The sequence below is a fragment of the Ruegeria sp. AF3 genome (assembly GCF_056536285.1).
This window is the reverse complement of record NZ_JBQFJM010000001.1, coordinates 2,996,184-3,022,159: the sequence shown is the minus strand read 5'-3', so window position 1 is coordinate 3,022,159 and position 25,976 is coordinate 2,996,184. Positions and strand designations below refer to the sequence as shown.

Genomic DNA, 25,976 nt, shown 5'->3' with positions numbered 1-25,976 from the left:
AAGCACAATGGCCCGACCTCCGTCAGGTTGATCTCGAAATGGATCACGACATGGAGACTAGAAATGAACCAACAGACCTATATCCCGGAAGCCGAGCCCGCATCGCCGCTGGTCGATTTCTGGAACGACGTACTTGCACCGAAGTTCGTTCGGTACCGCCACATCCTTGAAGGCGGGTTGTCGCGTCATTCCGAGGCGGTCTTTCCGATGCTTCCCGTCCAAAAGGGCCAGCGCATCCTGGATGTCGGCTGTGGGTTTGGCGATACCGCGATAGCGCTTGCCAATGCGACCGGCTCGCAGGGCGCAGTGCTGGGCGTCGATTGCTGCAACGCTTTTCTCGATATCGCGCGGCAAGAAGCAGAACAACAAGGGATTGAAAACATCCGCTTCGGATGTGCGGACGTCGAACGCGGACTTAACGAGCCACCGTTTGACATGGTGTTTGCGCGTTTCGGGACGATGTTCTTTGCCAATCCTGTCGCAGGACTGCGGGCCATGCGGTTTTGTCTGAAACCCGGCGGTCGGCTGGCCCACATCGTCTGGCGTGATCGGTCCGACAATCCCTGGCTGATCGAGGCGCGCGATATCGTTCGTCGGTATCTGCCACCGCCCGGAGAAGACGCTGTGACCTGTGGTCCCGGACCGTTTTCCATGGCCGATGAGGCCGTGACACGGGCGCAGATGGAGGCCGCTGGCTTTGAGGACATCGTCTTCCAGCGCGTCGACGCCAAGGTCCTGGTCGGACGCGACATTGCCGATGCAATTGCCTTCCAATTGGCCATTGGCCCAGCCGGGGAAACGTTCCGCGAGGCAGGCCCACTTGGCGAAGCGAAGCGGCCTGAGATCGAAGCTGCACTGGGTGAAATGTTCGAGGCCGTCATCGCCCGCGAGGAGGGCCTCTGGATGGACAGTTCATCGTGGCTGATCACGGCCCGCAACCCGGTCTGATCCCATTTTCACCAGCGGCCGCATGTGCGGCCATTACCAGGCGCGGGCATCTATCGCCGTCCGCGCCGACCGACCCGGCTTTGCCGACAAGAAACCAGAAAGGAAAACGACCATGAACTACACGACCACACTTGCAACAATTTTGGCCGCGCTCACCGTGGCAGGGACCGCCCAGGCCCAGGACACGCATGCTCCTGCTCCTTACCTGGCCGAGGCCGCCGAATGGGCGCCTGCTCCGCCGGTATTGCCTGCTGGCGCTGAAATCGCGGTCGTGTCCGGCAATCCGTTCGGCGATGGCTGGTATGTCCTGCGGCTCAAGCTGCCAGTCGGCTACGATGTGCCGGCCCACATTCATTCAGGCGATGAACTGATCACGGTGATCTCTGGCGAATTCAACGTCGGCCATGGTGAAAAGCTGGATCGGGGGTCAAGCCAGCTTTTGAAAGCTGGCGGATTTGTCGAAATGCCGGCAGGCCACCCGCACTATGCCTGGACCACTGCTGAAACGGTCCTGCAGATCCACGGGCCCGGTCCGTTCGACATCACCTACATGGACCCTGCCGACAATCCCGTCGGCCAGTAGACCAGGCAATCCTCTGCAGGGCTGCCCGCAGCCCTGCATTCTTCCAACCACCAGACCAACCCAAAAACCGAAAGGAAACGAAAATGACATATCAATCTGAAATCAAGGCCAACAATGGAGTCGATACCGAAGCCCTAATGGGCGCGCGCGGTGCATTCGACCAAATGCCCGAGGCCGCGGCCTTTACCTTCCGCAGCGATTGCGCGTGGATCGAAGGCACCTACAGCACGAACAGCCTGAATGGTTATTTCGGGCTGGGTCAGGAGCACGAGCGCAAGCAGACCTACAAGATCGAATCCGATCACCCAGAGGTCTTTCACGCCGCCGATCGCGCGCCAACACCGCCGGAAATTGTCTTGGCCGCTCTGGCATCCTGCCTGACCGGCGGCGTTGCTTCGGTTGCGCAACACCGCGGCATCCAGTTGAACGCGGTCCGCGTCATGGTCGAAGGAGACATCGACGTCCGCGGCATTCTCGGCATGGACCCCGATATCCGCAACGGTTTTTCCGCGATCCGTGCGTCGTTCGAGATCGACGCGGATGCATCGCGTGAAGATATCGCCGCCCTTGTGGCGCAATCGCAGAAGCGCTCGGCCGTGTTCGACATCCTGACGAACCCAACCAACGTGAATGTCACTGTCGCCTAAGGCGCGGATCAACAAGAGAAGCGAGTGTCATGAAATATATCACGACCGTCATCATCGGCGCCGGGCATAGCGGACTCGCCATGAGCAAAGAGCTTGCCGCGCGCGAGGTGGATCATGTGATCCTCGAACGCGGCAAGATCGCCAACAGCTGGCGCACTGAACGCTGGGACAGCCTGCGCCTGTTGACCCCCAACTGGATGAACGATCTTCCCGGCACCGCTTATTCAGGATCGGACCGAGACGGATATATGACCTGCGCCGAACTGATTGCCCAATTCGACAGGTCCGCTGCCGCAATCAACGCTCCGGTGATGACTGAAACGACAGTTCTTGGCGTCTCACCTCAAACGCGCGGATATCGCGTTATCACAGATCAGGGCACGATCTTTTGCGACACTGTCGTAATCGCGACGGGCGCGACGTCTACGGCAAGCCGACCCACGTTTGCAGATGCTCTGCCGGCAGACATCGCTCAATTCACGCCTTTGGACTACAAACGACCCACCGATCTTCCGCCGGGCAAGGTCTTGGTCGTCGGTGCCTCGGCATCGGGTACGCAAATCGCGCGCGAGCTGCAGATTTCGGGACGAGATGTCACCTTGTCGGTTGGCGAACACGTCCGGATCCCACGCCGCTATCGCAATGCAGATATTCTTGCGTGGATGGAAATGACCGGTCGGTGGTCGGACAGTTATGAGGATGTCGAGGACATCGACCGCCAGCGTCGCTTGCCATCGCTGCAACTGGCGGGTTCCCACGACCCAATAGACCTGAACGCGCTGCAGGATATCGGTATTGAACTAATTGGGCGAATGGCGGGTCTGTCCGATGGACAGGCACAGTTTTCCGGGTCGCTGGCCAATATCTTTGCATTGGCAGACCTCAAAATGGATCGCCTGCTCGCATTGTTTGACGCGTGGTCCTTGAGGACCGGTCTGCAAGATTTCATGGACCCGCCCGAGCGACCAGTCCGCACCCGTATTCCAACATCGCCGCGCTTGGCCATTGATCTCAAGAAGGAAGGGTTCGGATCTGTTGTCTGGGCAACGGGCTACCGCCCGGACTTCAGTTGGCTTGAGCTGCCGGTATTCGATCAAAAGGGCCAAGTACGCCACGACGGCGGGGTGATTGCCGACGGACTCTATGTCATGGGTCTGCCCTTTCTGCGTCGTCGCAAGTCGACATTCATCGACGGCGCAGCCGACGACGCTGCCGATTTGGCAGCCCATCTGACCGCGCGTCTGGTCAGCAAATTCGCCGCATAATCGGAAGGAACAATCATGCTGGACCATCAGTTGGACGAACGCGATCTGCGCATTCAGACGTCACAATCCCGCGCAATCGCAATCATGCAGAGTGATCCCGCGAGGGCCCGTAGCAAGACAACCACAACTGGTGTTGTTGGTGAGGGTTTGGCTTGCAGGATTACACAGGGTCCTTTTGCCTTTACAGCAGATTTGGGGCGAGGCATGGGCGGCGACGCGGCCGGGCCTTCGCCCAGCTTTTATGCCCGTGCTGGCATTGCGGCGTGCATTGCAATCGCAATCAAGATGCATGCGGCAAACGAAGGTCAATCCTTTCGACAGGTTGCTGTAGACGTGGAAACTGACATGTCCGACCTAGCACTTTGGGGTATTGGCGAGCACTCCGCGGCGCCGTTGCAGACCAACATCCGCATTGTGATCGAGACAGATGCAGCCCAGTCAGTCGTCAATGCGATCGTAGATACCGCGCTGTCCAGAGATCCGTGGTATCTCGCGCTTCGCGACGGACAAGCGGTAGAAACCGAAACGCTCCTCACCGGTTTTGAAAGCTAGGCCGAAATGACTATTCCGCTCATGAGCCTTTTGGGCTTCGCCATCTGGACGTTGTTGTTACTTGCGTTGACCGTCGGTGCGTATAGGTGGATTCTGGTTTTGTCAGGGCGCGCGAGCGTTCGGCAATGGCGCGCAGACCGGCCCGAGGGCCCGGATTGGTATTTGCGCGCCATGCGCGCCCACGCCAACTGCGTCGAGAACTTGCCAGTGTTTGGTACGGTTGTCGTTGTCGCGCATCTATGCGGCGTCACAACCCCGACGTTCAACGAATTATCCCTTCTGGTCCTATTTGCGCGCGTCCTGCATTCACTCACGCACGTGGCCCTAATCCAGAGCGAAGTGGTATCAACTATCCGCTTCGGGCTCTTCTTTGCACAATTTCTCGGTATGATTGGTATGGCAGCGTTAATTGTTCTCAATCTCTAACCCCGATTAGAATGATGCTCTGGAGTAGAGGCTTGGACAGCTCGAAACTGACCGGCGAACTTGCAAAGAAATTCCCGGACGCCAGCAAGTTTGAATGTCGGCTTTTGGCAACCTCCACAGCCCGCCGCTGCATTGCAGCGAAGGTCTGCTTCCCGCCGATTCTGTTGAAAAACAACGTGTTGCTGGTGCAGAAATGGCGGCCTGAGCACTGCACGAACGCCTTTCTGGTCAGGCTTTTCGCGTTTGCTGCGGTGCAGGAAAGATTTTAGCCAATTTGCGGAGGTTTTGGGCGGTGGCGGCGAGGAGGAATTCGTCATTTGCGCCACATGGTCCACGTAATCGGAGGCGGCCCAACCCGAGAATGCGCTTGAGATGGGCGAAGAGCATCTCGACCTTCTTCCGGAGCTTCATCGAGATCTGGTAATGGCGGGTCTTGGCAATGTCGCGGGCAACCTGCCGGGCGTCTTCGTGCTCTTCACGTGTGATCTTTCGAGCATCGGCGTTCGGGCAGCACTTGGCTTTCGACGGGCAGGTCTGACAGACGTCTTTCAAGGCGCGATAACGGGCCGTCCCTTTGCCGGTTGGCCCTCTGTTCGGATCCGAGTAGTTGCGCCGGAATTGCTTCAACGCATGACCTTTGGGACAGATGTACTGATCGTTCCCGGCGTCCCATTCGAAGTCCGCACGGGTCCAGGTTCCGTCGTTGCGCCCGGATTTATCAAAGACAGGAATGTGCGGCGCGATCTTGCGGTCGACAAGCCAACCCAAGAGCGGCCCGGTGCCATAGGCGGTGTCCGCGATCAGCCGTTCTGGATGCAGATCGAACTTGTCCGCTACCCGGTTCAGCATGGTTTTGGTTGATCCGACCTCAGCTTGTCGGATGGACCGTGTAGCTTCCACATCGACGATGACGCCATGGTCCGTGTCGATCAGATAGTTGTCGGAATAGCTAAAGAATGCTGGGCCCTTACGGGCCGCCGTCCACTGGCTGGCAGGATCGGAATGGGATGTGAACTTGGGTTGGACTTCGCTGGCGGCACCGAATGCTGCTTCATCTAACGTATCGAGATACTCGCGAACGGCGCGAGGCGCATCTGCCGGGTCGATGTCGGAGACGCACCAATCTTCTTTGGGTGTCGAATTCTGCTTGTTGGCATCCGCCTCGATCAGACTGGTATCAATTGCCAGGCGCTGGCCGCTGACCAAACCTTCCGCGATGCAACGCGCTACAGTCGTCTCGAACAGATGACGCAGCAGCTCACTCTCACGGAACCGGCCATGCCGGTTTTTGGAGAACGTCGAATGGTTAGGCACGCGGTCAGTCAGATCGAGACGACAGAACCAGCGATAGGCCAGGTTCAAATGCACTTCCTCACAGAGCCTGCGCTCCGAGCGGATACCGAAACAGTAGCCCACCAACAGCATTCTGATCAGCAGTTCAGGATCGACTGAAGGACGGCCTGTGTGGCTGTAGAAATCTGCCAAATGCGCGCGCATGCTGCTCAGATCAACAAAGCGGTCAATCGATCGAAGCAGGTGATCTTTGGGAATATGGTCATCCAACGAGAACTCATAAAACAATGCCGCCTGCGCTTCCTGTCTCGGTCCCATCATGGCTGATCCCCCCGCTCGTTGAGAGAATTGAATCAACGACGGACGTCTCAATCAAGCAGGAGTTTTTCAACGAAATACGCCGATATTGTTGAAAAACAACGTGTTGCTGGCGCAGAGAGAGGCGTACCGAACTGAGCGCGAGTGCCTTTCTTGTCAGGCTTTGCTCGTTTGCTGCGGTGCGGGAAAGATCTTGGCCAGTTTTCGGAGGTTCTGGGCGGTGGCGGCGAGGAGGAATTTGTCGGTTGCACCACAAGGGCCACGTAATCGGAGTCGTCCCAGCCCGAGAATGCGTTTGAGGTGGGCAAACGGTGCTGTCAGACGAATTCGAACCAGTCTCAGTTTACCGCGAAAACCGCGAACCTATCCGGAACAAAGTTGACGCCACTCGCTAAGAGCGGCGGTGCGTGTCTGCTTGAAGGAGTCTCGGCTGGCTAGCGATCTTTCCTGGTTGAAGTGGTTGTACACGGAGGAATGGACGGAGGCGAATTTCTGTAGACTTCGCATGCGCCTGAAACGCTGCATCGCGCGTTCGCGTCGTCGAAACGGCAGGTGCGAATTCTCGACGCGGTTGTTTAGCCACCTGCCCGTCTGTTGTTTTTTGAGAGCACCCAAATCTCTAAGGGCAGCCTTGTAGGAAGCGAAGCGATCTGTGACGATCTCTTCGGCGCAGCCGTGCCGCTTCATCAATTTCTTGAGAAATTTCAGTGCTGCAGCTTTGTTACGGCGCTTCGTTACAACTGCTTCCAGCACCTCGCCTTCGTCATCCACAGCGCGCCAAAGATAATGCCGTTTGCCATTCACTTTCACAAAGACCTCGTCCACGTGCCACTTCCGTTTTGAAAAGGTTCGGAGTTGCTGCACACGCTTCCGTCTGATCTCAGCGGCGAACATCGGGCCGAACCTATTCCACCAATAGCGGACTGTCTCATGGCTTACATCGATCCCACGTTCATGCAGGAGATCTTCGACATTCCGAAGCGAGAGTGGAAATCGGATGTACAGCATCACCGCCAGGCGGATGATTTCGGGGCTGGTTTTGAAGTATTTGAAGGAGGCAGGTTTGGTCATTCCTAAATGCTATGCAACCGCCCTGCCCCGTTCAAGCAAAGTTCTTCTGACAAGACCAATGGTTGATCTGCTACGCTTCTCGGGAATTGCAAAGTCTAATTGCGAATGTCCGTTTTGGGCTGTCTGCGGTCCTTTGGAAAAAAATGCGGATGGCAGCGTTGTCCGCAATGCAGTCATTGAGCGTAGGTGAGCGAACGTCTGCCTCGAGCCCATTTCACCCAATGCTGCGCATTGCACCAATGGCGGAAAACTGTGAAAGCCGATTGTGGCAATCAATGAGCCACCAGAGCTTTTGCAATCTCCCGCAGGTGCGTGTGTCCGGTGCCGCAGCACCCACCAAATATATCCATATGCGGATAGCGTTCAAAAAGGTCTCGTATTTGCGCGCCGAGCTCGATCGGGTCACCGTCCTCGATATGCCCAAGCTTGCAGAGGGCAAGTTTTTCCATCTTGGAAGCATTGGGGCGGACCCCGCGCAGCCGCTTGATCCACTCCCGGTTCTCTAGGGCGGGTTCATATTCAAGCGGATGGGAGCAATTGACCATGTAGAACTCCGGGGCGGCATGTTCGGACTGACGATCAATTTCTGTGATCGCTTCTGCCAAAGTCGGTCCCGACTTCAACCGGTATGAACTGTCGAGCGTCAACGACACCGAGAGCGGCACCCCAATCCGGTCCGCCGCGCGGAGGGCGCCGACCGCTTCCGTTACATTGTTGAATGTGGCGGCGCATGCGAAATCCACATCTGCCCGTTTCAACGTTTCAAGTTGAACGGCATGGTATTCCTCCGAACTCTCGGCTGTAATCTCCTCGTTGAGGCTGTATGCATCCCCTCTGGGACCAAGAATCCCTCCGATCAAAAGTCGTGGAATCTGGCTCCGATACCCTTTCGCAACATCCCTGAGAAACTCAATCGCGGCGAGATTGGCATCCGCCAAGCCGGTGGGTGAATAGCCGAGTTTGGCACCCCAGTCCGGGCTCGCGCGATAGTCGAGCCCGGTCAGCAGAAAGGACAAGCCAAACTCTGCGGCCACATCAAGCTGCTGCGAAAACACATCCCGCATCGCGGAAACGGCCTTTGGATTATCCAGCAGCGGTAGCATACAGAATTCAGGCAGTTCGAACCCATGACGGTACATGATCTCGGTTTCGGTGCCGCCCTCGGTGAGAAAAATCTCACCCGAGCCCATGGCGGGCAAAGGGGATTGAATGGTCATGTCAAACCCCCGGCTTAATATTTTGATTGAAGCGAAATCGGTTGTCCGGATCGTACTTGGTCTTGATTTCCACCAATCGCTTGAAGTTTTCACCGAAAGACGCCTGGGTCAGTGCGTCGCCGTCCTCACCATGGCCCGGAAAATTCAGATAGGCCCGGCCATGGTGCCCAAAGCGCGCGGAGCTTTCCCAGCCATCGCGTGACCAGGCAATGTTCTGGGCATCGTCTGCCGGGTCTGTCCAGACCCCATCCAGCGAGTACATCCAACCCATCGATCGATCCCCAAAGGCTGTGGCAGCCGCTGGAACCTCTGCAGTCGCACCGCCAAAACTCCACAAAGAGGAAATCGAATTGTCAGAAGGTGCTGAAAGTGCGTTCTGCATGGCAAGATCAATCATCTCGTCTGAGAGATCGGTCAGATACCGTGCTTTCCAGTAGCATCGAAAATCACCCGCAGGCATCAGGGTATCGAAGAGTTGCTGAACCTCGCAGTAGTTCATTCGGCCGGAAAAGTCGGCGACCATCGTGCCGAGTTCTCGTAGCGGCTGCAACAACGCCTCGCCTTCGTCAGCATCTCCATTGAACACGCACGCCAGCGTATAAACGCGCTTGCCCTGATCCTTCTCCGCGAAATCCTCGCCACCGGCCGTCGAAAATTCGCAAAGCGATCCGACGAGGCCGCCGTGCTTCTTCATCATTTCGCGCCAGGCACGGATTGGCTCCGGCCCGTCTTCAACCGCATAGATTGGTGCCGCGAACATGATTTCGGGACCAATGGGATGCAGGGCGAATTCGAACCGGGTGACGACGCCAAAATTGCCGCCACCGCCCTTGAGCGCCCACAACAGGTCTGCATTTTCATCCTCGCTGGCCCGAACCAGTTGTCCTTTGGCCGTCACCACCTCTGCAGCGACAAGGTTATCAATCGAAAGCCCGTGCTTTGCGCGCAGCCAGCCGATCCCACCTGAAAGCGTCAGCCCTGCAACGCCCGTATCAGAAATCAGCCCGCCGGGTGTGGCCAAGCCGTGCTTTTGGCTTGCGGCATCGACATCGGACCACAATGCGCCAGCGTCGACCGACGCAATTCGCTTGTCCGGATCAATTGAGACCGCGCGCATACCACTGAGATCAATCATCAACCCATCGTCACAGACCGCGTGACCGGCAACATTATGTCCGCCACCACGGATCGAGATTGGCAGATCATGGGCGCGCGCATGATTGACTGCCGCAATGACGTCCTCGCTATTGCGACACCGAACAATCATGCCGGGGCGACGGTCAATCATGGCATTCCAAACAGCGCGGGCGGTGTCATACGTCTGTGACTTGGGCAATATGACTTCCCCGGAAAATCCCGGGATGTCTTCTATACTCGTTGTTTCAAGACCGTCCATGTCATCCCTCCTAACGTTTGCTTCCTGTACAGTAAGGAATTTGAGGACATGGTATCAGTGGCAACTTCGCCAGATACGTGGCATAATAGACATAAAGAGAATCCAAATCCGACAAAACAGTGCCAAATATGACAGGAATGCCTATGTCATCCCAACGCAAACCGACAATTGCCCTTCTTGCGGCACCAGAAACATCAGCATCCGTTCTTTACGGGCTTTACGATGTTCTGCTCTCCGCAGGCGCTGTTTACCCCGACATGGTGAATGGTGCGCCTGGGGATGAATTGCTGGACATCAAGATCGTGTCTGCAGACGGAAAGCCTTTTCACTGCATCGGCAACATACCGGTCGAACCTCATGCCGCCATTAGCGATCTGGCCCCGCCGGATGCAGTGGTTATTTGCGATATGTATACGTCGATCTACGATGTTCCAAAGGGCCGCTATCCACGTGAAATCGCATGGCTCAGGAAAATGCACGCCGATGGCGCACTGCTCTCCTCCGTTTGTTCGGGGTCCTTGCTGCTGGCTGAGTCCGGGCTTCTGAACGGACATGAGGCAACTGCCCATTGGGCATATCGCGACATGTTTCAACGACATTTCCCTGAAATCACCTTTCGAAATGAATCCGTTCTGTGCCTTGCTGCCGAAACCGACCGGATCGTCACTGCTGGAGGTGTCAGCGCATGGCATGATTTGACGGTCTATCTGATCGCCCGGTTCTGCGGATACAAAACCGCGATAGAAACAGCCAAGGTCTTTCTCATCAGCGGTCACTCTGAAGGACAGTCGCCTTATTCGGTGATGACCAGACCTATGGAATCCAGCGATGGTCCGATTTCGGAGTGCCAACTGTGGATCGCTGACAATTACGCCACAACCAATCCCGTCGAGAAAATGGTTGAGCGGTCAGGACTGAACCCCCGAACATTCTCCCGACGCTTCCGTGCAGCAACGGGTTTCACACCGATTGAATACGTACAAGCGCTGCGCGTCGAGGAGGCCAAGCAAATGCTGGAGACCGCTCAACAAAAGGGTGACGATGTCGGCTCTGCTGTCGGCTACGATGATCCCGCTTCCTTCCGGCGCGTGTTCAAACGCGGAACAGGAATGTCTCCCGCAGCGTACCGAAAGAAGTTTCAGCGCATCTCTCAGATCGCCAGCGCTGAGAACTAGGTTTCGGCTCCGTCAACAGAGCAGACGTCCAACTAGCAATATCAAAAGTCTGCTATGTCCGCGATGCAGTCATTGCCGGGTTTTTGAACAGCGTCTGCTCACACGCTAAGCGGTCGTTCGCGGCTGAAAGTTTGAAATCTCTGCGCCCAGCGACCGCTCACCGACGCTTAGCTGTCATCTGAGCAAAACAGCCAGATGACCGGGTCGAGCCCAACCTGTAAATTCGAATTTCTTGCCGCGTGCGCACGCAGCACCAGAAATGCAGCATGCACGTGAATTTCGGTGCCGCCGCGCAGCGGAAGGGCCGGTCATTCATGTTGACCGCAGCGAGGATCAGACGCCGAATTCACCAGGAGCGGGACAAACCAGCCACTCGTATTGAAACGGTCTTGTCGGCGGCGACTGCCTGAAGAGAACGACGCTGTCGTTACCGACCCGGCTGCGGATTGCATTTACGACGAACTGGATCGAAAGGCCGTCGGTGTCATCCCGGTTTGGGACTTAAAGAATCGCGTGAAATGGGCCTTGTCCACATAACCCAACTTCGCGCCGATTTCAGCTGCGGTCCTGTCGCTGTTACGCAAAAGGTCTTCGGCAAGATCGATTTTTAGGCGCTTGATTTCGCGAGGCAGGGTCGTGCCATGATGCTTCAGGGCTTTGTGCAAACGATTAGTCTGAATACCCAGAAAACCCGCGATAGCGTCAGAGCTAAGATCTGGTTCATCAAGCTTGTCGCGCAAAATGGACCGCATGGCCGCAACGATCGTTACCTCGTCGTCAAGGGCTAGCCGTTTCGGCGGTGTGTTATCAGGCATCTTCGACACGTCCCGAAACAGCCAATCGACGGGAAAACTTAGCTGCATGCCAGGGTCAGGCATGAACCGGGTTTGGACACCGGCATAGTTTGGTGGCAGGCAGGCAATATAGCGGGTTTCCCATACAACCTCTGCGGGGTTCCATATGTCGCCGGCCACAGATTGCAACAGCCGGACATATATCGCCGCTCCGAAACCAGTGACTTGGACAGGGGCGACCGCGGGTTCCTGAAGTCGCGAGATCCGGTAGATCGCTCGTTCTGCCTCCACGATCAAGCTATGGCGCACAGAACTCGACTCTTGTGGGACAAGGCTTACAAAACTGGCAAGGAACTCGAACAGGGTGGTTGCTGATTGCAGGGACGTCGCGAAAGGAGGCCAGGCCTGCAGGTTGAACGCTTCGCCCACGCGAAGGCCGAGATACTTGTCGCCAGCCAGGTCCGATAACCCGTTCAAGAGCCCGAAGACGAGTTCGGAGTGGACATAAACGCCCGTGTCATTGATTTGATCGGCACTTAATCCAACCTTGTCCAGCGCCGGACGCGGGTGGATGCCGCGCTCTTCCAGGTAGTTCAGAAAGGGAGCCACCAGCGCGAGGCGAATGAAGCCTTCCCGGTGCAATTCGTAGTTGGTCTGAAGTGGCATTGGCGTCTCCTGAGGAAAGCCTAGCATGCATGGCTGAAAGAGTGTTGCCACTTTTAGGGTTAAGAATCGACTTTTTGGAATCGAAACTGGCAACCGGCTTGAACGCTTTCTCGTCTATCCTCTTTGGAATACGCCACAAAGGAGGCCAGAGTCATGCCCAGTTCAATCAAATCTGTTTTGCTCGCGACCGTTTTCGCTTTTTCCCCTGTCGTCGTCGCGCATGCGCAAGAGGGGCCACCACCGATCCTGTTCACAAATGTGGATGTGTTCGACGGGTTCGGCCCGGACCTGATCGAGGATGCCAACGTGCTCGTCGAGGGTAACGTCATCACGCAGGTCTCGACCGATCCGATCGAGGTAGAGGGCGCCTTCGTCATCGAAGCAACTGGAAAAGTGATGACGCCCGGTCTGATCGATATGCACCAACACGTGATGCTCAACCCGCCCGAAGGCACAGCAGCCTATCAGACCCGCTGGGACGGCGCGGCTGGTGGAGCAATTGCCATCCAATACATGAACGATCACATGCTGATGAAGGGGATCACGACGGTTCGGGACATCGCCGGCGATCCGCTGGATGTCGCCAAGGCCATCGATATGGGCCTCATTCGCGGCCCGCGGGTTTATTCCTCCGGTGGCGCGATCGGCCAGACCGGCGGTCACAGCGACTGGGCCGGGCGGAACGTTCCGCCGTCGACGCTCGAGAACGGTCAGGATATGGGGCAGGCGACCGGCAACACCTGGGTGGTCGACGGAGTGGATGATGTCACGCGTGCTGCGCGTCTGAACTTGCGCCGGGGCGCAGCCTTTCTCAAGGTCATGGGTGGCGGAGGAGTTGCAAGCGAGTTCGATCCGCTCGAGATTCTTGGGCTCGCCGAGGACGAAGTTGCCCGGGCAGTCGAAATCGCACGTGACAACGGCACTTATGTGGCCGTGCATGCGTACCACGACGAAAGCTACGAGAGGCACCTGAGGCTCGGTACCCGCTCTTTCGAACATGGCTTCCTGATCTCCGAGGACATGGTGAAGAAAATGGTCGCAAAATACAATGAAACCAAGGACATTGTCTGGAGCTTCCAGTGCTTTATGAGCGTCAAGTCCTTCGGTAGCTATGATTCCATGCCGGCATTCTTCACACATGAACAGAAGCTCAAGGGCGTAGCGGCCGGCGAAGGCGTGCGCCGGATGTCCAAGTGGATGAATGAGTACGGCATGTTCATTGTGGGGGGGTCGGACATGTTCAGCCCTGGACTGGTCGAGAAGATCAAGGAGGACATCACCTGCAACGTCGATGCGGGTTTCAGCCCTGCGCAGGCCTTGAAGCACTGGACCGGCAACGCGGGGATCGTGCTCAAGTGGTCTGGTCCAAAAGACCCCTATCCGACCTATAACCTGGGCCAGATCGCACCTGACAGCTATGCCGACATCCTGATCTGGGACGGCAACCCGCTTGAGGACATCAACCTGATCCTGGATGAGAGCAAGCTGCAACTCGTGATGAAGGATGGCCGCGCCTACAAGAACACCATGGTCGATACCGACAGCATCATGTACCGGCCAGCGGTTCGGGAACCGAAAACTTATCCGTAAGTCTTGAGACAAGCGCTGGGGCGACCTCTTAACGGGTTGCCCCGTCTGATCCTTCTTAGGCCTTGGGACCGCTCGACATGTGCCACTTAGATGTGTGCCTCTTCCGTGTCGTTTCAGTTTTCGCAGAGCATCAATGCGCTGCGACGACGCGAAATCGCCCAGGAAGTTGAAAGACAAAATCAAATCGCGGATAAACCAGCGCCCCGAGAAGTGATCCGCAGAGGAATCGCAATGACTATCCTTCGATCAATCGTGGCTGTTGCCGCCATGGTCCTTTTTCCGGACGTCTCGTCCGCGCAGGGACTATCTGGCCCATCATCTACCCAAGCGGATCTGGCCCCCGGCGACGGTCTGACCGATCCGCAGTTCCGCTCGGACTTTCCCCGCAATATCGCGCCCGGCTGGTTCGCCTGGAAAGAAGGTCTGGCCGAAGACGGTTTCAAGTTCAATCTCGATTACTTGTCTCTTGGACAATGGTCCAACGCAGACCTTGGTGAAGAAGAAACCGGAGGTGGTATCGCCCGCTTTTACGGCAGTTGGCAAGCAACGGAACAAGGCTCTTTGACCTTCAAGATTGAAAACCGTCATGCCTATGGCGCTGTTGCTCCGCAGTTCTTCGGGCTGGATGGCGGCGCTCTCTCAATCACCGGCACGGCGTTCAATGACAATGGCACGATGCTGACCAACCTATTTTGGACACAGCGGGCGCAGGACGGGTCGTGGACATTGCAATTCGGCCAGATTGACGTCACCGACTTTGTGGATGTCTATGGTTTGGTAAGCCCTTATTCCGGTTTTCAGAACCTCGCCTTCAACACCAATCCCACCATCAACGCGCCTAATCCGGGACTTGGGATCGCCGGAGGCCTAAAGCTCAACGACAACTTTTACCTCGTTGGCAGCGTCGCCGATGCAAATGCCGATCCTTCCTCACCCGATCTGGATGTGTTTAGCCATGGCGATCTCTTCAAGAGTATCGAGATCGGCTACACCAGTGGAATGGACCGCATCTATTTCGACAACATCCATCTCACGCTTTGGCATTCAGATGCCGCGGACGACGGCAGCCGACCTGAGGACTACGGTGCGGCGTTTTCCGCCGCTTGGTTTGTCGACAACAAATGGATGCCATTCGTGCGCGCCGGAAAATCAAAGGGCACCGCGGCTCTTTACGAAAACTCAGTCTCCATCGGTCTGGGCTACTATGGCCGCAATACAGATCTAGCTGGACTAGGGCTGAACTGGGCCGAGGCGAATGGCATTCCCGGCAGCCAGACAACGCTGGAAGCATTCTATCGCTTCTCGATTTCCCCTAACCTCCAGATCACACCGTCGGTCCAGCTCATCAACAATCCGCTGTTAAATCCGGGGCAGTCCAGCATCACGATCGTGGGTCTGCGTGCACGGGTTGTCTTCTAGCAGCTGATACGACTTTTGAGGATGGCCATTTCGTTGGGCGAGGAGCGGCCGCTTCGGGCTCAAACCAGCCCAATGCATCCGCGGCGTTTCCCAAAGAACACGCAAGCTGACAACGGCCATTCAAACCACCAGTAAACTGAGGCGTCAGCGCTGTGCTGATGTCTGGGATTGGCGGGAGGATTGGAGGGCGCACAATGCCAAGAGTCCAACTTCCCGCTGTCACCCCGAAACGAAGAGCCTGGAACAAGGGCCGGATTATCGGCCAGAAACGACCACTGTTGCCGAAACAGGTCTGGGCAATCCGCGCCCGGCTCGAACTGGCGGGCAACCTGCGCGATCTTGCGCTGTTCAATGTTGCAATTGATAGCAAGCTTCGGGGATGCGATCTGGTGAAACTGGCCGTCACCGACCTGGTGAGGGATGATCGCGTTCGCGAACGCGTGTCCGTGATCCAGAGCAAAACCAAGCGGCCCGTTCAGTTTGAACTCTCTGAAAACACGCGGAATACCATTGCCGCATGGATCAAGTCGCCAGAGATGCTCGGTTGCCGGTTCATGTTTCCCAGCAGGTTTCATGACCGCCCGCATATCTCGACACGCCAATATGGTCGGCTTGTGAGGGATTGGGTGGCCGCGATTGGGCTGGAGCCCAGCGGATACGGCACCCATTCGCTGCGCCGGACCAAAGCAGCGGAAATCTACCGCAAAACCGGGAATCTCCGGGCGGTTCAACTCCTGCTCGGACATACCAAGGTGGACAGCACTGTCAGATACCTTGGCGTCGAACTTGAAGATGCGCTGAGTATCGCCGAGCAAATCGACATTTGAACCACCATGGCGGGCGGCTCTTGCCGTTCGCCAATTCAGACCAGACCTACGGTCGCACCGCGGCAGTGGTTCGGTTCGAGCCCAGAGTGCCGGATGCTGCGCAGACGTAATTGCCGGACAACCATTGAAACCCAACGTTAGCGATATTGAGGACGGCCCGGAGCTGCCGTCCATTGGACAACTTCGATGCTGCGTTGCGGTTCGTCAAACCTGCAGCTCGCTGCCAGCGCGAGACAGGGGGAAGGCCAGTCGAACAGTTCGCGGATTTTCCGGGCCTTCAGCCAAACGCCTTACACGCGCGCAAACAGTCCCAGCAGTTTCAAGGCCGCATCTGAGCTTGGCTGAAGCGGCCAATAGTCCAGTTCGGACACCGAAGTTACGAGAGGTTGAGTACACGTTACTGAATCTTGGGTGTAGTTTGCTATCTGCCCCCAAGAAATCCAATTCTATATCGCTACACAGTACTCAAACCGACCGCTCAGACCTAGATCCATCTATCTGTTCAATATCGATCTCGGCCAGCGAAGAAACGACGCAGTCCGCCGCCGTTAGTTCACCCTCGTGATCTTCATGAAGAAGACCTACGCAGTAGAAACCACCATTCTTTGCCGCTTCGACCCCGGAGGAGGAATCCTCGATCACGACACATTCATCCACTTTCAGCCCCATCCCGCTGGCGGCGGTGAGGAATATATCAGGGTTGGGTTTCCCTTTTTCGACATCGTCGCCCCCGATAACAACCGGAAAGGAATCCAACAAACCGGCTTTTTCCAGAACGGCTCGGACATTGGCGCTGCTGGAAGCGGCCGCCAACCCGTAGCCCTCTGACTGGCATTGTCTAACTAGGTGCACAGCAGCATCGAAGACCTGGAACTCGCCTCGCTCGATCATTTCAACATAATAGTCATTTTTTTTGTCTGCGGCGGTTCTGACTTCATTCTCCGAATGTCGGGTCATGACCGCTCGCGCCCCATCATAACGAGGGCGCCCATCGACAAGCCTCCGGTATTCCGCCATTCCAAACTCATACCCGTATTCTTCGAACATGCGTTTCCAAGCAGCAAAATGCGCCGGTACGGTGTCGACCAAAACACCATCGAGGTCAAAGATCAGTCCTTTGATCGGCATGCTGAATCTCCTGGTTCGAGCCTGTGCAAGAAACACGTAGCATGTAAGGAATTTTCTTCAATCGGCTGGCATGTGAATGATTATCTGGCATAATTATTCACGCTGTCAGGATCCTGCTAACGAACAATATTGAACAAATGATCGACGTTAAAAAACTTCCATTTGAAGAACGCGCCCAGTGCGCTGCCTATATGCGCGCAACGCACAACATGTCACAGGTAGAGATAGGAGCAATTCTTGGTGGCCTGTCTCAACCGCATGTATCGCGGTTACTCAAACACGCTGAACGCCAAAACTACTTGGTCATCGAACAACGCTTCGTCAAAGAACAATTCTCAGACGAGTGGATTGCCCAGATGGACGAATTGCTGGCACCTTCTGGACTTAATTCTGATCTGAAACGATATTGCAACAGGAACAACCTCAGACCGCCTCGGCTTGGGGTGTTTGAAAGCGGCCCGGGGAACACCGAGGCTGCGCTGTCACAGCGACGGGCCAGATTTGGGCGAACGGCATCCGGGCGATTGATGAAACTGATCGAGAAATCGAACGTCGTAGGTGTTGCGTGGGGGCGAACGATTAAATCGCTGGCAGAAGGAATTGCCGCCTCAAGGCAACCCATAGATAAAACGAAAAAGACGGAGTTTGCAGCGGTTTGCGCAGAATTGATGTCGCTGGCTCAGCATGGATACTCTGCCAGTCGGCTTGCCGGAACTTTTGATGAGCTATTTAACGATCAGCCGGAGGATAGCCCTCAGCTCACTGGTTTCCCGGCATACATACCCCGTCACTACGATGAAACCATGCGCCGTTCCATTTGGCAGTACATCTCTGACACCCCAGGATTTCACCGCGTGTTTTCGGGGCCTGACGCGTTGATTGGCAAAATGGATATGCTGATTTCCAGCGTTGGGTCTTCAAGCACTCCGGTTCTGGGCAGTTTTGAAGAGTTGGTTCAGGCAGGCGGTTTAAGGGCTGATGATCTCCGGCAATTGGTCGTCGGAGACCTTGGCGGCATTTTGATCCCAAGGACGGAAATATCACAGGCCAAGATGGACCTGATTGACGAACTGAACGGGTTGTGGACCGGGATCAAAACAGAGCATGTCAAGGCCATCGCGGACCGAGCATTTGACGATCCTGACCAAAGTGGTGTTGTGGTCGTCGCGATTCAGAAGGAACGAGGTGATACGGTATTTGAACTGATCACCCGGGGGCTTGTTAACGAATTGCTCATCGATCACGCGGCGGCGGAACAACTGCACATGCGCGTTGTCGAGGCTCTTGCAGACTGACGATAGCACCTCGGCACACCTTGACCATTCCTGCGAGAATAAACTTGGTTGTCACGCTGGCTGCGGCGCAAAGACCACTTCCTCTCCTGCAATCAAGGTAACAGGATGACCCATTACCTCGATCGTTTCTTTTGTGCCAGGCGGAGCGATGAACTTAAACAGGCACTCGTCGTGGGAAATCGCGACCATGACGTCATTCCCTTTCCATTTCAGGTTAAACCGGATTCCGGACCATGCCTCGGGCAGCCAGGGTTTGAACGTCATCTCGCCGTGCTTGACCCGGAACCCGCCAAATCCACAAACAAGCGACTGCCAGGTACCACCGGCCGAAGCGATATGCATACCGTCTTGCGTGTTACCCTGATTGTTGACCAGATCAACAAAGGCAGAGCGTTCGAAATAGCGATGCGCCGAAGAGATGTCGCCGACTTCAATCCCCATGATCGAATGAATGGCAGGGCTAAGTGAAGACTTGTGCATCGTACGTTTCTCGTAAAACGCGTAGTTTGCCGCTTTGACCTCATCCGAGAACTCATCAGGTAAGAGATAGTTCAACATGATCACATCCGGTTGTTTAAGCAGCATTGAACCATTCAGTGAAAAGTGATCATGCCCCTCGGGGTAGACCGGCATACGGTTTTTGTCCCATTCGGTGATGGGAATGTCATTGAGCTGGAAATACCCTTCAAATTGCTCAATCAGATTGCGGGACGGGTCAAAGGGAACATAGATTTTTTCGGCCGTTTCCAACCAATTATCCACTTCCTTTTCTGTTAAGTCTAACCGAATCCGCAATTCGTCATGAACCGCTGACGAAGCCTTGCTGAACTCTTTGAAAACACGCACCGATTGCTCCAGGTGCCATTTCGCCATTCGGTTGGTGAACGTGTTGTTGTCGACATGTTCGTGGAACTCGTCCGGCCCGATAACGTTTGTCAGCTCGTACCGGTCCTTGTCATTGTTCCATTCCAGCCGACTGATCCAGAACCGGCTGGTTTGATACAAAACCTCGGCACCGAAATCGCGAAGGAAATCTCTGTCTCCGGTCGCCGCAACATAACTGAGGATGCCATATGCCACGCATGCGGTGACGTGAATCTCTTCTTCTCCGGTCCAGATACGGTTCGCACCGTCTGCTGTCCATTTTGGCGTTGTCTCCACTCCGGTATCGGCAGATTCCCATGCGTACTGCGCGCCCTTAAGCCCATTCATTCGGGCGTTCTCAAGTGCGCCGTTCAACGTGTTGTAACGGTATTTCAGAAGGGCTTTGGCCGTCTCCGGCTGCGTGAAAATGTAGAATGGCAGCAGGAATATCTCGGTATCCCAGAAAACGTGACCTTTGTATCCTTCCCCAGACATGGATTTGGCGCCGATATTCGCGCGCGGGTCGTTTTCGTTAGCTGCAATAAGCAAATGATATATGTTGAAGCGCATCGCCCGCGTTGCTTCAGGATCACCGGTCACCACACAATCACAGGAATCCCATTTTTTGCGCCAGGCTGCGGCACTTTCGCTTAGACATGCGGAGAACCCTTTGGCATGCGCGGTCTCAAGGGAGGCTTCGCACTTGGCCGCCAATTCCGCGCCGTTCAGATCTCGCGATGTATAAATCGACACAAGCTTTTCGAAGGTCAGGCTTTGCCCGTTGAGCGCCTCGACAGAAACGGTTTGCGAAACCCGCTCATAATCACGGTTTGCGCCTTTGAACTCGCTGAAGGAAGGACAATCCAAGGCAGACGCCATGCCAATCGAAATGCCAGTGTCCAGAGTTAGAGCTTCGATATAGGACGCATAGCTGCTTGCATGTGACTGAGTGACCTTCAGGTGTCGGCTTTTGGCCCATTTTTCCCATTTTACCTCGGGGTGGAAGACCGGATTTCCCTGATAAGCTGGCAGGCGGTCCAGATTGTACCGTTGGGCATCAAGGGCGCTTTCGACAGTGATCTCGGACGAGTGATTTTCGGGAGTGACGATCAGGCGAATGCCACAGATGTGCTGATCGGCAAAACTGGCAAAGCGGATGCTGGTGATGCGAGTGCGACGGCCTTTGCTATCTTCAAACACCGTATCTCGGTGGAGAAATCCGGTCTGCAGATCCAACACGCGCTTGTGCTCGACCACTTTACACGTTTGGACATCCAGAATTTCACCTTCGACACGGACCCGAAACGGCAGCCAGGTAGGCACATTGACCTGATCGATCACCGTCGAGTCATGGTGATCGTAAACACCGGCCAGATAGGTGCCAGACAGCTCTCCTTTGTGACCCTCTTCCAGCGACCCGCGTGTGCCCTGATAGCCGTTGCCGACCGTAAAAATGGTCTCCCTAAAGTTCGCTTCATCCAGATTGAATTGGGTTTCTTCGATCAGCCAGTCGCTACTGCTCAGCATTGTCTGCATGTCAGGGCTCCATTCGGGTGATATTTCGGATAATTCAGTCGCCGTAGGTTTCGGCAATCTGACGTTCGGTTTCTTCCAGTGATCCGTAGACATCCAGCTCGCTGCTCGAGCAGCGCTGCGCTCCTGCACAGTTTCCGAACTGGCAGGCTTTGACGAAATCGCCAGTCTTGAGGTAGCCAAAAGCCAAGCCACCAGCAAAGCTGTCACCGCAGCCCGTGGTGTCGACCACATCCTCGACAAGCACCCGCTTGACCAGATGTTCCCGCATCCGACCGGTTGCATCTTTGTGGTAGACGGCGCAGCCGTGTTGATCCAGCGTGACGTAGAGCGCCTTGACGCCCAGATCCAGGCAGTGTTGGGCGAACTTGGGTAACTGGTCCATCGTGAGTTCGCTTATGTCCTGCAACTCGTCAGAACCGTATTCTCCCTTGAACCAACTGCATTGAGCCTCTTCCAAATTCATCTTCAGAAGGTCGATATGCGGAAGCCAGCGATCTCTATCGATCCAGAATTTATGATACCGTTTACCATGTGCTGAACACCCGCTGGTGGGACCATGCGCATCAAATACAACCAGACCATCGCTGTTGGCCTTGATGTATCGGATCGTTTCCAACGGAACCTCGAAATCCGTGATCGGAACGAAAACGAAAGCCTCGCAATCCATCAGGTCTTCGATGTCGTCGGGTAGGATCGGGTTCATGAAACCCGTTTGCTTTTCGTTGCGATGGTTCTGATCGACGTAAACCAGATCGATCACCGCGCCCTGATCTGCATCGCCTGTGATATGACTGACATCCAGATGCGGAAACTCAGACAGCAAGGAGCGAACATTGTCGACGTCAGACCTGCGCACATGGCTGACAACGTTGATCCGCGAACCCGGGCCGGCCAGTGAGGACATACAGACCGCCGTGTAAATCGCGCAGCCAAATTTATTGAATTTCTCACCCTGATAGCTGGTGATATTGTCCCTTGGGATTGGGCCAAGGACTGCGACATTGATCTTGTCAGACATTTCGGTCCCTTGCTTGTATTCGCTGTTTTGCCGACGGGCGTATACGTGATTATAGCAGCTTCAGTTCTGATAGATCTGTTCGCTGGTATAGAACCCGCCGTCGATCACCGTGCTGTCGATCGTATCTTTTGACACTGCGAAGACAGGAGTGATGACCGTCGGGATCTCCGCGAAACCATTGTCGATCAGTGTATATTCACCGATCAGTTCGCTGATTTCGGCATCCGGAGACTGCGCTATTTTCACGGCAATATCCGCCGCCTCATAGGCCAAAGGTTTGATTTGCTTCCAGATTTCCAGCGCTTGCACATCATTGGCGACCATCTGGACATTCCGCAGATCAGCGTCTGAACCAGCAACAAAGACCTTATCCGCCGATGCCAGATCCTCATCCGACAATGCGGCCAGAACCCCAAAGGCAAGCCCGCTGTTATTGGCGATGAACGCGTCGATGTCGTTGTCATATTCGACCAAAAGGTTTTCGGCAGTGTCTCTGGCCATATCCGGAGACCAGGCCACGTGGCTACGATCCGCAACAAGTTCGAGCCCAGGATGATCGGCAATTACTTTCAACACACCACTGCTGAGCGCTTCGGCATTGGCATCACCGGGCTGACCGCGGATCAGGGCGACGCGGCCCACCACTTCACCATGGGTGTCGTTCAGCCACTCGACCATTGCTTCGGCCTGCAACTGCCCAACGGCCCAACTGTCCTGCATGACCATGACGTCAAGCGGCCCTTCCTGCAGCATCGAGTCATATCCGACCACTTTGACGCCCTGTTCGTGGGCCAGATCAACCAGTGCTCCGGCGGTTGCGGTGTTGACAGGTTGCAGAACCAGAACGTCCACCCCCAATTCTAGCATTTCCTCAACCTGCTGCAACTGGCGCAACGGATCATTGCCGCTGCTGTCAAAGATCACATCGACACCTTGGGCTTCCGCGCGTGCGATGAACAGGGATTTGTCTGTTTGGTACCTGTCTTCCTGCATGGTCTTGAGCAGGAACCCGATCTTGGCGTTGTCCTGCGCTGCCGCGATCATTGGCAGCAATGCGGATAGAAGGCCGACCAAACCCAAAGCTTTGAGGCCATATGTGCGTAAGGTTGCTAAAATGGACTGGACCATCGCTTACCTCCCAACTGTCATTCAAGTTTTCGGGGATTTTGGCGGTGCCCCCGGTGCATGTGACCGGGGGCAGGCCTGAAGCTTTATTTTTTCTGCATTACATCGAACCAGACGGCGAGAATGATGATCAAACCCTTGATGATCAGCTGATAGAACGTGACCACACCAAGCAGGCTCATGCCGTTGTTCAGGACACCGATCAGTAGGGCACCGATGATGGTTCCACTTACCTTGCCAGAGCCGCCTGCCAGGCTGGTGCCGCCGATAACGACCGCGGCGATCGCGTCAAGCTCGAACATCGTTCCAAGATTGGGCGAAGCACCGTTCAGACGCGAGGCCAGGATAATTCCAGCTAGGGCCGACAGGACCGAAATGACCGTATAGACAATCATCTTGGTGCGGACGACGTTGATGCCGGACAGGCGAGCCGCATCCTCGTTTCCGCCAAGCGCATAGAGGCGGCGACCAAAGCGGGTGCTGTTCAGCGTATAGATCCCGGCAAACGCAATGACTGCAAAGATCGCAACAGGAACGGGGATCCCTTTGTAGCTGGTGAACACGTGGAAGGCCAAAGCAAAGCCACCAATCATCACGGCCCCGTTGACTAGCAACTCTTGCATGTTCACTTCGACGCCATGCGCCTTGCTTTGCTGAACATCCCGGAAGATCGAATAGACAGCAAGCGCAGCACACACGATTAGCACAATACTGGACAACATCGGCGGGATATAAGCCCCACCAATCAATGGAAATACATTACTCGTTACCGGTACAGAACTGCCATTGGTCAGGGTCAGTGCCAATCCGCGTGCGATAGTCAGCATTCCAAGGGTTATGATGAATGGGGGTATGTTGAACTTGGCTATCCAAAACCCGTTCCACAGACCTATTCCAACACCCACGATCAAAAGGGTTGCAGGTACCGCCAATATGGTCGGCACGCCCCATTGCATCATGAGTGTACAGACGACCGCTGATAACCCGACGACAGAGCCAACGGATAGGTCAATACCCGCAATCAGAATGACCATCGTCATGCCTACGGCAATGATCCCGATGATGGTAACCTGACGGGATAGGTTGCTAAGGTTCCTTGCGGTGAAAAACGCGTCGTCGGCAAAGCTGAGCCCGACGACAAGCACGATCAACGCAATTAGCGTCGCGTTGTCCTTTATAAAGTTTATCAGGTGGTTTTCTTTGGCGCCATTGACGCCAACACCTGCAACGTTGCTGTCAGCACTCATTTGCTTCCTCCCTTATGCGCTGCCTGTGGCATACGCCATGATTGCTTCTTTCTTCGCATCGTCCCGTTCAAAGTTTGACACGATCTCGCCTTCGCACATCACCAGAATCCGGTCACACATGCCCAAGACCTCAGGCAGTTCCGAAGAAATCATGATGACGGTGACACCTTGTAGGACCAGTTCGTTCAGCAGCTTGTAAATCTCGACCTTGGCACCGATATCGATCCCACGTGTGGGTTCATCCAGAATGAACACATCCGGCCGTGAGTTCAGCCACTTACCCAGAATGACCTTCTGCTGATTGCCGCCGCTGAGTGTACCGATAACGGTGTCAATCGACGGTGTTTTAACGCCCAACTGGTCGACATATTCCTTAACGATTTTGCGCTCCTGCTGGGTGTTGATAATGCCCAGAACCTTTGAACTGATCGTCTCAAGCGAGGAAATCGTCGTGTTGAAGGAAATGGATTTGTCCAAAAACAGCCCCAAAGCCTTACGATCTTCGGTCAGCAGCGCGATGCCGGCATCAATGGCGTCCTTCGGCGATTTGATGTCCAGCTTTTGCCCGTTCAGCTTCACTTCACCGGTGGTCTGGTCCGGATAAGCACCGAATACACCGCCAACCAGTTCGGTCCGGCCAGCGCCCATTAGCCCGGAGATGCCCAATATCTCGCCTTTGCGGGCAACGAAGCTGGCGTTCTTGACCAGATAGCTGCCAGGCAGGTCGGGGTTTGTGACCGACAGATCGTTGACCTCCAAAGTCACCTCACCCGGTATGAAATCGACCTTGGGGAACATATCCTTGATGTCGCGCCCGACCATTCGGGCGATTATCTGATCAAGCGTGATATCCGCGATAGGCGTGACGTCACCGATGGTCTGGCCATCGCGCAGAACCGCAATCCGGTCGGCAATCTGCTCGATCTCTTCCATCTTGTGCGAGATGTAGCACATACAGACACCGTCGGCTTTCAGCTTGCGGATGATACGGAAGAGATCCTTGACCTCCTTATCCGTCAGCGCCGACGTCGGTTCGTCCAGCACCAGTATCTCGGCCTTGAGCGACAGGGCTTTGGCAATCTCAACCATCTGCTGTTTGCCCACAGTGATATTTTGCACCAGATCTGTCGGGCGAATGTCGTTGATACCCAGTTCAGTCAGCAGTTTCTGAGTTTCGGCAAAAGTCTGGTTCCAGTTGATCCTGCCCTTGGCATCGGTGAACTGGCGATCCAGAAAGATGTTTTCTGCAACCGACAAACCCGGGATCAGGTTGAGCTCCTGATAGATGATGCCAATGCCGGCCGCCTCAGCTTCTTTCGTATTCGAAAACCGGACTTTTTCGCCGCGCAAATAGATATCGCCTTCGTACGTCGGATAGGGCCAGACCCCGCTAAGAACTTTCATCAACGTGGATTTGCCCGCTCCGTTTTCTCCCATCAACGCCAAGAGCTCGCCCGAGCGGGCTTCGAAATTGACATTGTTCAGGGCGCGGACACCGGGAAAATCCTTGATGATACCCTGCATTTTCAGGACGACTTCAGACATGCTTTTTCCCATCACATTCAGAAAGGTATTT

At 55.4% G+C, this 25,976-nt stretch carries 22 protein-coding genes and 1 pseudogene; 11 read left to right on the top strand and 12 right to left on the bottom strand.

All coding sequences use genetic code 11. The annotated features are described in order from the left end of the window. Window positions 1-63: 63 nt before the first annotated feature. The 6 genes from ACR3FC_RS15165 (at window position 64) to ACR3FC_RS15140 (ending at window position 4,421) form a co-directional block, all read left to right on the top strand. Window positions 64-948 (top strand): class I SAM-dependent methyltransferase, encoded by an 885-nt coding sequence (locus ACR3FC_RS15165; RefSeq protein ID WP_480476194.1) that lies wholly within the window; start codon window positions 64-66, stop codon window positions 946-948. A gap of 112 nt (window positions 949-1,060) precedes the next feature. Then, entirely contained in the window at window positions 1,061-1,531 is a 471-nt protein-coding gene (locus ACR3FC_RS15160; RefSeq protein ID WP_480476192.1) for a cupin domain-containing protein, read from the top strand. Window positions 1,532-1,614: 83 nt separating this feature from the next. After that, a complete protein-coding gene (locus ACR3FC_RS15155; protein WP_480476190.1) occupies window positions 1,615-2,178 on the top strand; it encodes an OsmC family protein in 564 nt (187 codons plus the stop codon). Between the two features lie 29 nt (window positions 2,179-2,207). Further along, window positions 2,208-3,443 (top strand): NAD(P)-binding domain-containing protein, encoded by a 1,236-nt coding sequence (locus ACR3FC_RS15150; protein ID WP_480476188.1) that lies wholly within the window; start codon window positions 2,208-2,210, stop codon window positions 3,441-3,443. 15 nt (window positions 3,444-3,458) lie between these two features. Next, entirely contained in the window at window positions 3,459-3,995 is a 537-nt protein-coding gene (locus tag ACR3FC_RS15145) for an OsmC family protein (protein ID WP_480476186.1), read from the top strand. A gap of 6 nt (window positions 3,996-4,001) precedes the next feature. Next, window positions 4,002-4,421, top strand: coding sequence for an MAPEG family protein (locus ACR3FC_RS15140; protein ID WP_480476184.1), 420 nt, complete (start codon window positions 4,002-4,004; stop codon window positions 4,419-4,421). Between the two features lie 228 nt (window positions 4,422-4,649). Here the strand turns inward: ACR3FC_RS15140 and ACR3FC_RS15135 are convergent, their stop codons facing one another. From ACR3FC_RS15135 to ACR3FC_RS15115, 5 genes and pseudogenes are all read right to left on the bottom strand, one after another. Next, on the bottom strand, window positions 4,650-6,035 hold the full coding sequence (locus ACR3FC_RS15135; RefSeq protein ID WP_480476936.1) for a transposase: 1,386 nt from the start codon (window positions 6,033-6,035) through the stop codon (window positions 4,650-4,652). Window positions 6,036-6,188: 153 nt separating this feature from the next. Further along, window positions 6,189-6,344, bottom strand: a pseudogene (locus ACR3FC_RS15130) (IS5/IS1182 family transposase); the annotation flags it as partial. A gap of 51 nt (window positions 6,345-6,395) precedes the next feature. Continuing rightward, window positions 6,396-7,103 carry an IS6 family transposase gene (locus ACR3FC_RS15125; protein WP_170442133.1) on the bottom strand — a complete coding sequence of 236 codons (708 nt, stop codon included), beginning with the start codon at window positions 7,101-7,103 and terminating at the stop codon, window positions 6,396-6,398. A gap of 272 nt (window positions 7,104-7,375) precedes the next feature. Continuing rightward, window positions 7,376-8,293, bottom strand: a complete 918-nt coding sequence (locus ACR3FC_RS15120) for a homocysteine S-methyltransferase family protein (RefSeq protein ID WP_480476182.1) — start codon at window positions 8,291-8,293, stop codon at window positions 7,376-7,378. Between the two features lie 28 nt (window positions 8,294-8,321). Then, window positions 8,322-9,716 (bottom strand): FAD-binding oxidoreductase, encoded by a 1,395-nt coding sequence (locus ACR3FC_RS15115; RefSeq protein WP_480476180.1) that lies wholly within the window; start codon window positions 9,714-9,716, stop codon window positions 8,322-8,324. A 143-nt stretch (window positions 9,717-9,859) separates the two neighbouring features. Here ACR3FC_RS15115 and ACR3FC_RS15110 point away from each other — a divergent pair, with 143 nt between their 5' ends. Next, complete coding sequence (locus ACR3FC_RS15110) at window positions 9,860-10,891, top strand: GlxA family transcriptional regulator (protein ID WP_480476178.1); 1,032 nt, start codon at window positions 9,860-9,862, stop codon at window positions 10,889-10,891. A gap of 452 nt (window positions 10,892-11,343) precedes the next feature. Here ACR3FC_RS15110 and ACR3FC_RS15105 read toward each other — a convergent pair whose 3' ends face one another. Then, entirely contained in the window at window positions 11,344-12,444 is a 1,101-nt protein-coding gene (locus ACR3FC_RS15105; protein WP_480476176.1) for an AraC family transcriptional regulator, read from the bottom strand. Window positions 12,445-12,504: 60 nt separating this feature from the next. On the opposite strand from ACR3FC_RS15105, the gene ACR3FC_RS15100 reads away from it, so the two are divergent. From ACR3FC_RS15100 to ACR3FC_RS15090, 3 genes are all read left to right on the top strand, one after another. Continuing rightward, window positions 12,505-13,941 (top strand): amidohydrolase family protein, encoded by a 1,437-nt coding sequence (locus tag ACR3FC_RS15100; protein ID WP_480476174.1) that lies wholly within the window; start codon window positions 12,505-12,507, stop codon window positions 13,939-13,941. Window positions 13,942-14,172: 231 nt separating this feature from the next. Next, on the top strand, window positions 14,173-15,360 hold the full coding sequence (locus tag ACR3FC_RS15095) for a carbohydrate porin (RefSeq protein ID WP_480476172.1): 1,188 nt from the start codon (window positions 14,173-14,175) through the stop codon (window positions 15,358-15,360). 194 nt (window positions 15,361-15,554) lie between these two features. Further along, a complete protein-coding gene (locus ACR3FC_RS15090) occupies window positions 15,555-16,187 on the top strand; it encodes a tyrosine-type recombinase/integrase (protein WP_480476170.1) in 633 nt (210 codons plus the stop codon). Window positions 16,188-16,652: 465 nt separating this feature from the next. On the opposite strand, the gene ACR3FC_RS15085 is transcribed toward ACR3FC_RS15090, so the two are convergent. Continuing rightward, window positions 16,653-17,351, bottom strand: a complete 699-nt coding sequence (locus ACR3FC_RS15085) for an HAD family hydrolase (RefSeq protein WP_480476168.1) — start codon at window positions 17,349-17,351, stop codon at window positions 16,653-16,655. Between the two features lie 101 nt (window positions 17,352-17,452). Between ACR3FC_RS15085 and ACR3FC_RS15080 the strand changes: the two genes are divergently transcribed. Continuing rightward, entirely contained in the window at window positions 17,453-18,610 is a 1,158-nt protein-coding gene (locus tag ACR3FC_RS15080; protein WP_480476166.1) for a sugar-binding transcriptional regulator, read from the top strand. Between the two features lie 51 nt (window positions 18,611-18,661). On the opposite strand, the gene ACR3FC_RS15075 is transcribed toward ACR3FC_RS15080, so the two are convergent. The 5 genes from ACR3FC_RS15075 to ACR3FC_RS15055 all read right to left on the bottom strand — a co-directional run bounded on the left by ACR3FC_RS15075 (window position 18,662) and on the right by ACR3FC_RS15055 (window position 25,945). Further along, window positions 18,662-21,010 (bottom strand): glycoside hydrolase family 65 protein, encoded by a 2,349-nt coding sequence (locus ACR3FC_RS15075; protein WP_480476164.1) that lies wholly within the window; start codon window positions 21,008-21,010, stop codon window positions 18,662-18,664. 34 nt (window positions 21,011-21,044) lie between these two features. After that, on the bottom strand, window positions 21,045-22,028 hold the full coding sequence (locus ACR3FC_RS15070; RefSeq protein ID WP_480476162.1) for a carbohydrate kinase family protein: 984 nt from the start codon (window positions 22,026-22,028) through the stop codon (window positions 21,045-21,047). A gap of 60 nt (window positions 22,029-22,088) precedes the next feature. Further along, on the bottom strand, window positions 22,089-23,156 hold the full coding sequence (locus ACR3FC_RS15065; RefSeq protein WP_480476160.1) for a substrate-binding domain-containing protein: 1,068 nt from the start codon (window positions 23,154-23,156) through the stop codon (window positions 22,089-22,091). A gap of 83 nt (window positions 23,157-23,239) precedes the next feature. Beyond that, window positions 23,240-24,400, bottom strand: coding sequence for a sugar ABC transporter permease (locus ACR3FC_RS15060; protein ID WP_480476158.1), 1,161 nt, complete (start codon window positions 24,398-24,400; stop codon window positions 23,240-23,242). 12 nt (window positions 24,401-24,412) lie between these two features. Continuing rightward, window positions 24,413-25,945: a sugar ABC transporter ATP-binding protein gene (locus ACR3FC_RS15055; RefSeq protein WP_480476156.1), complete on the bottom strand. Its 1,533-nt coding sequence runs from the start codon at window positions 25,943-25,945 to the stop codon at window positions 24,413-24,415. Between the last annotated feature and the right edge of the window lie 31 nt (window positions 25,946-25,976).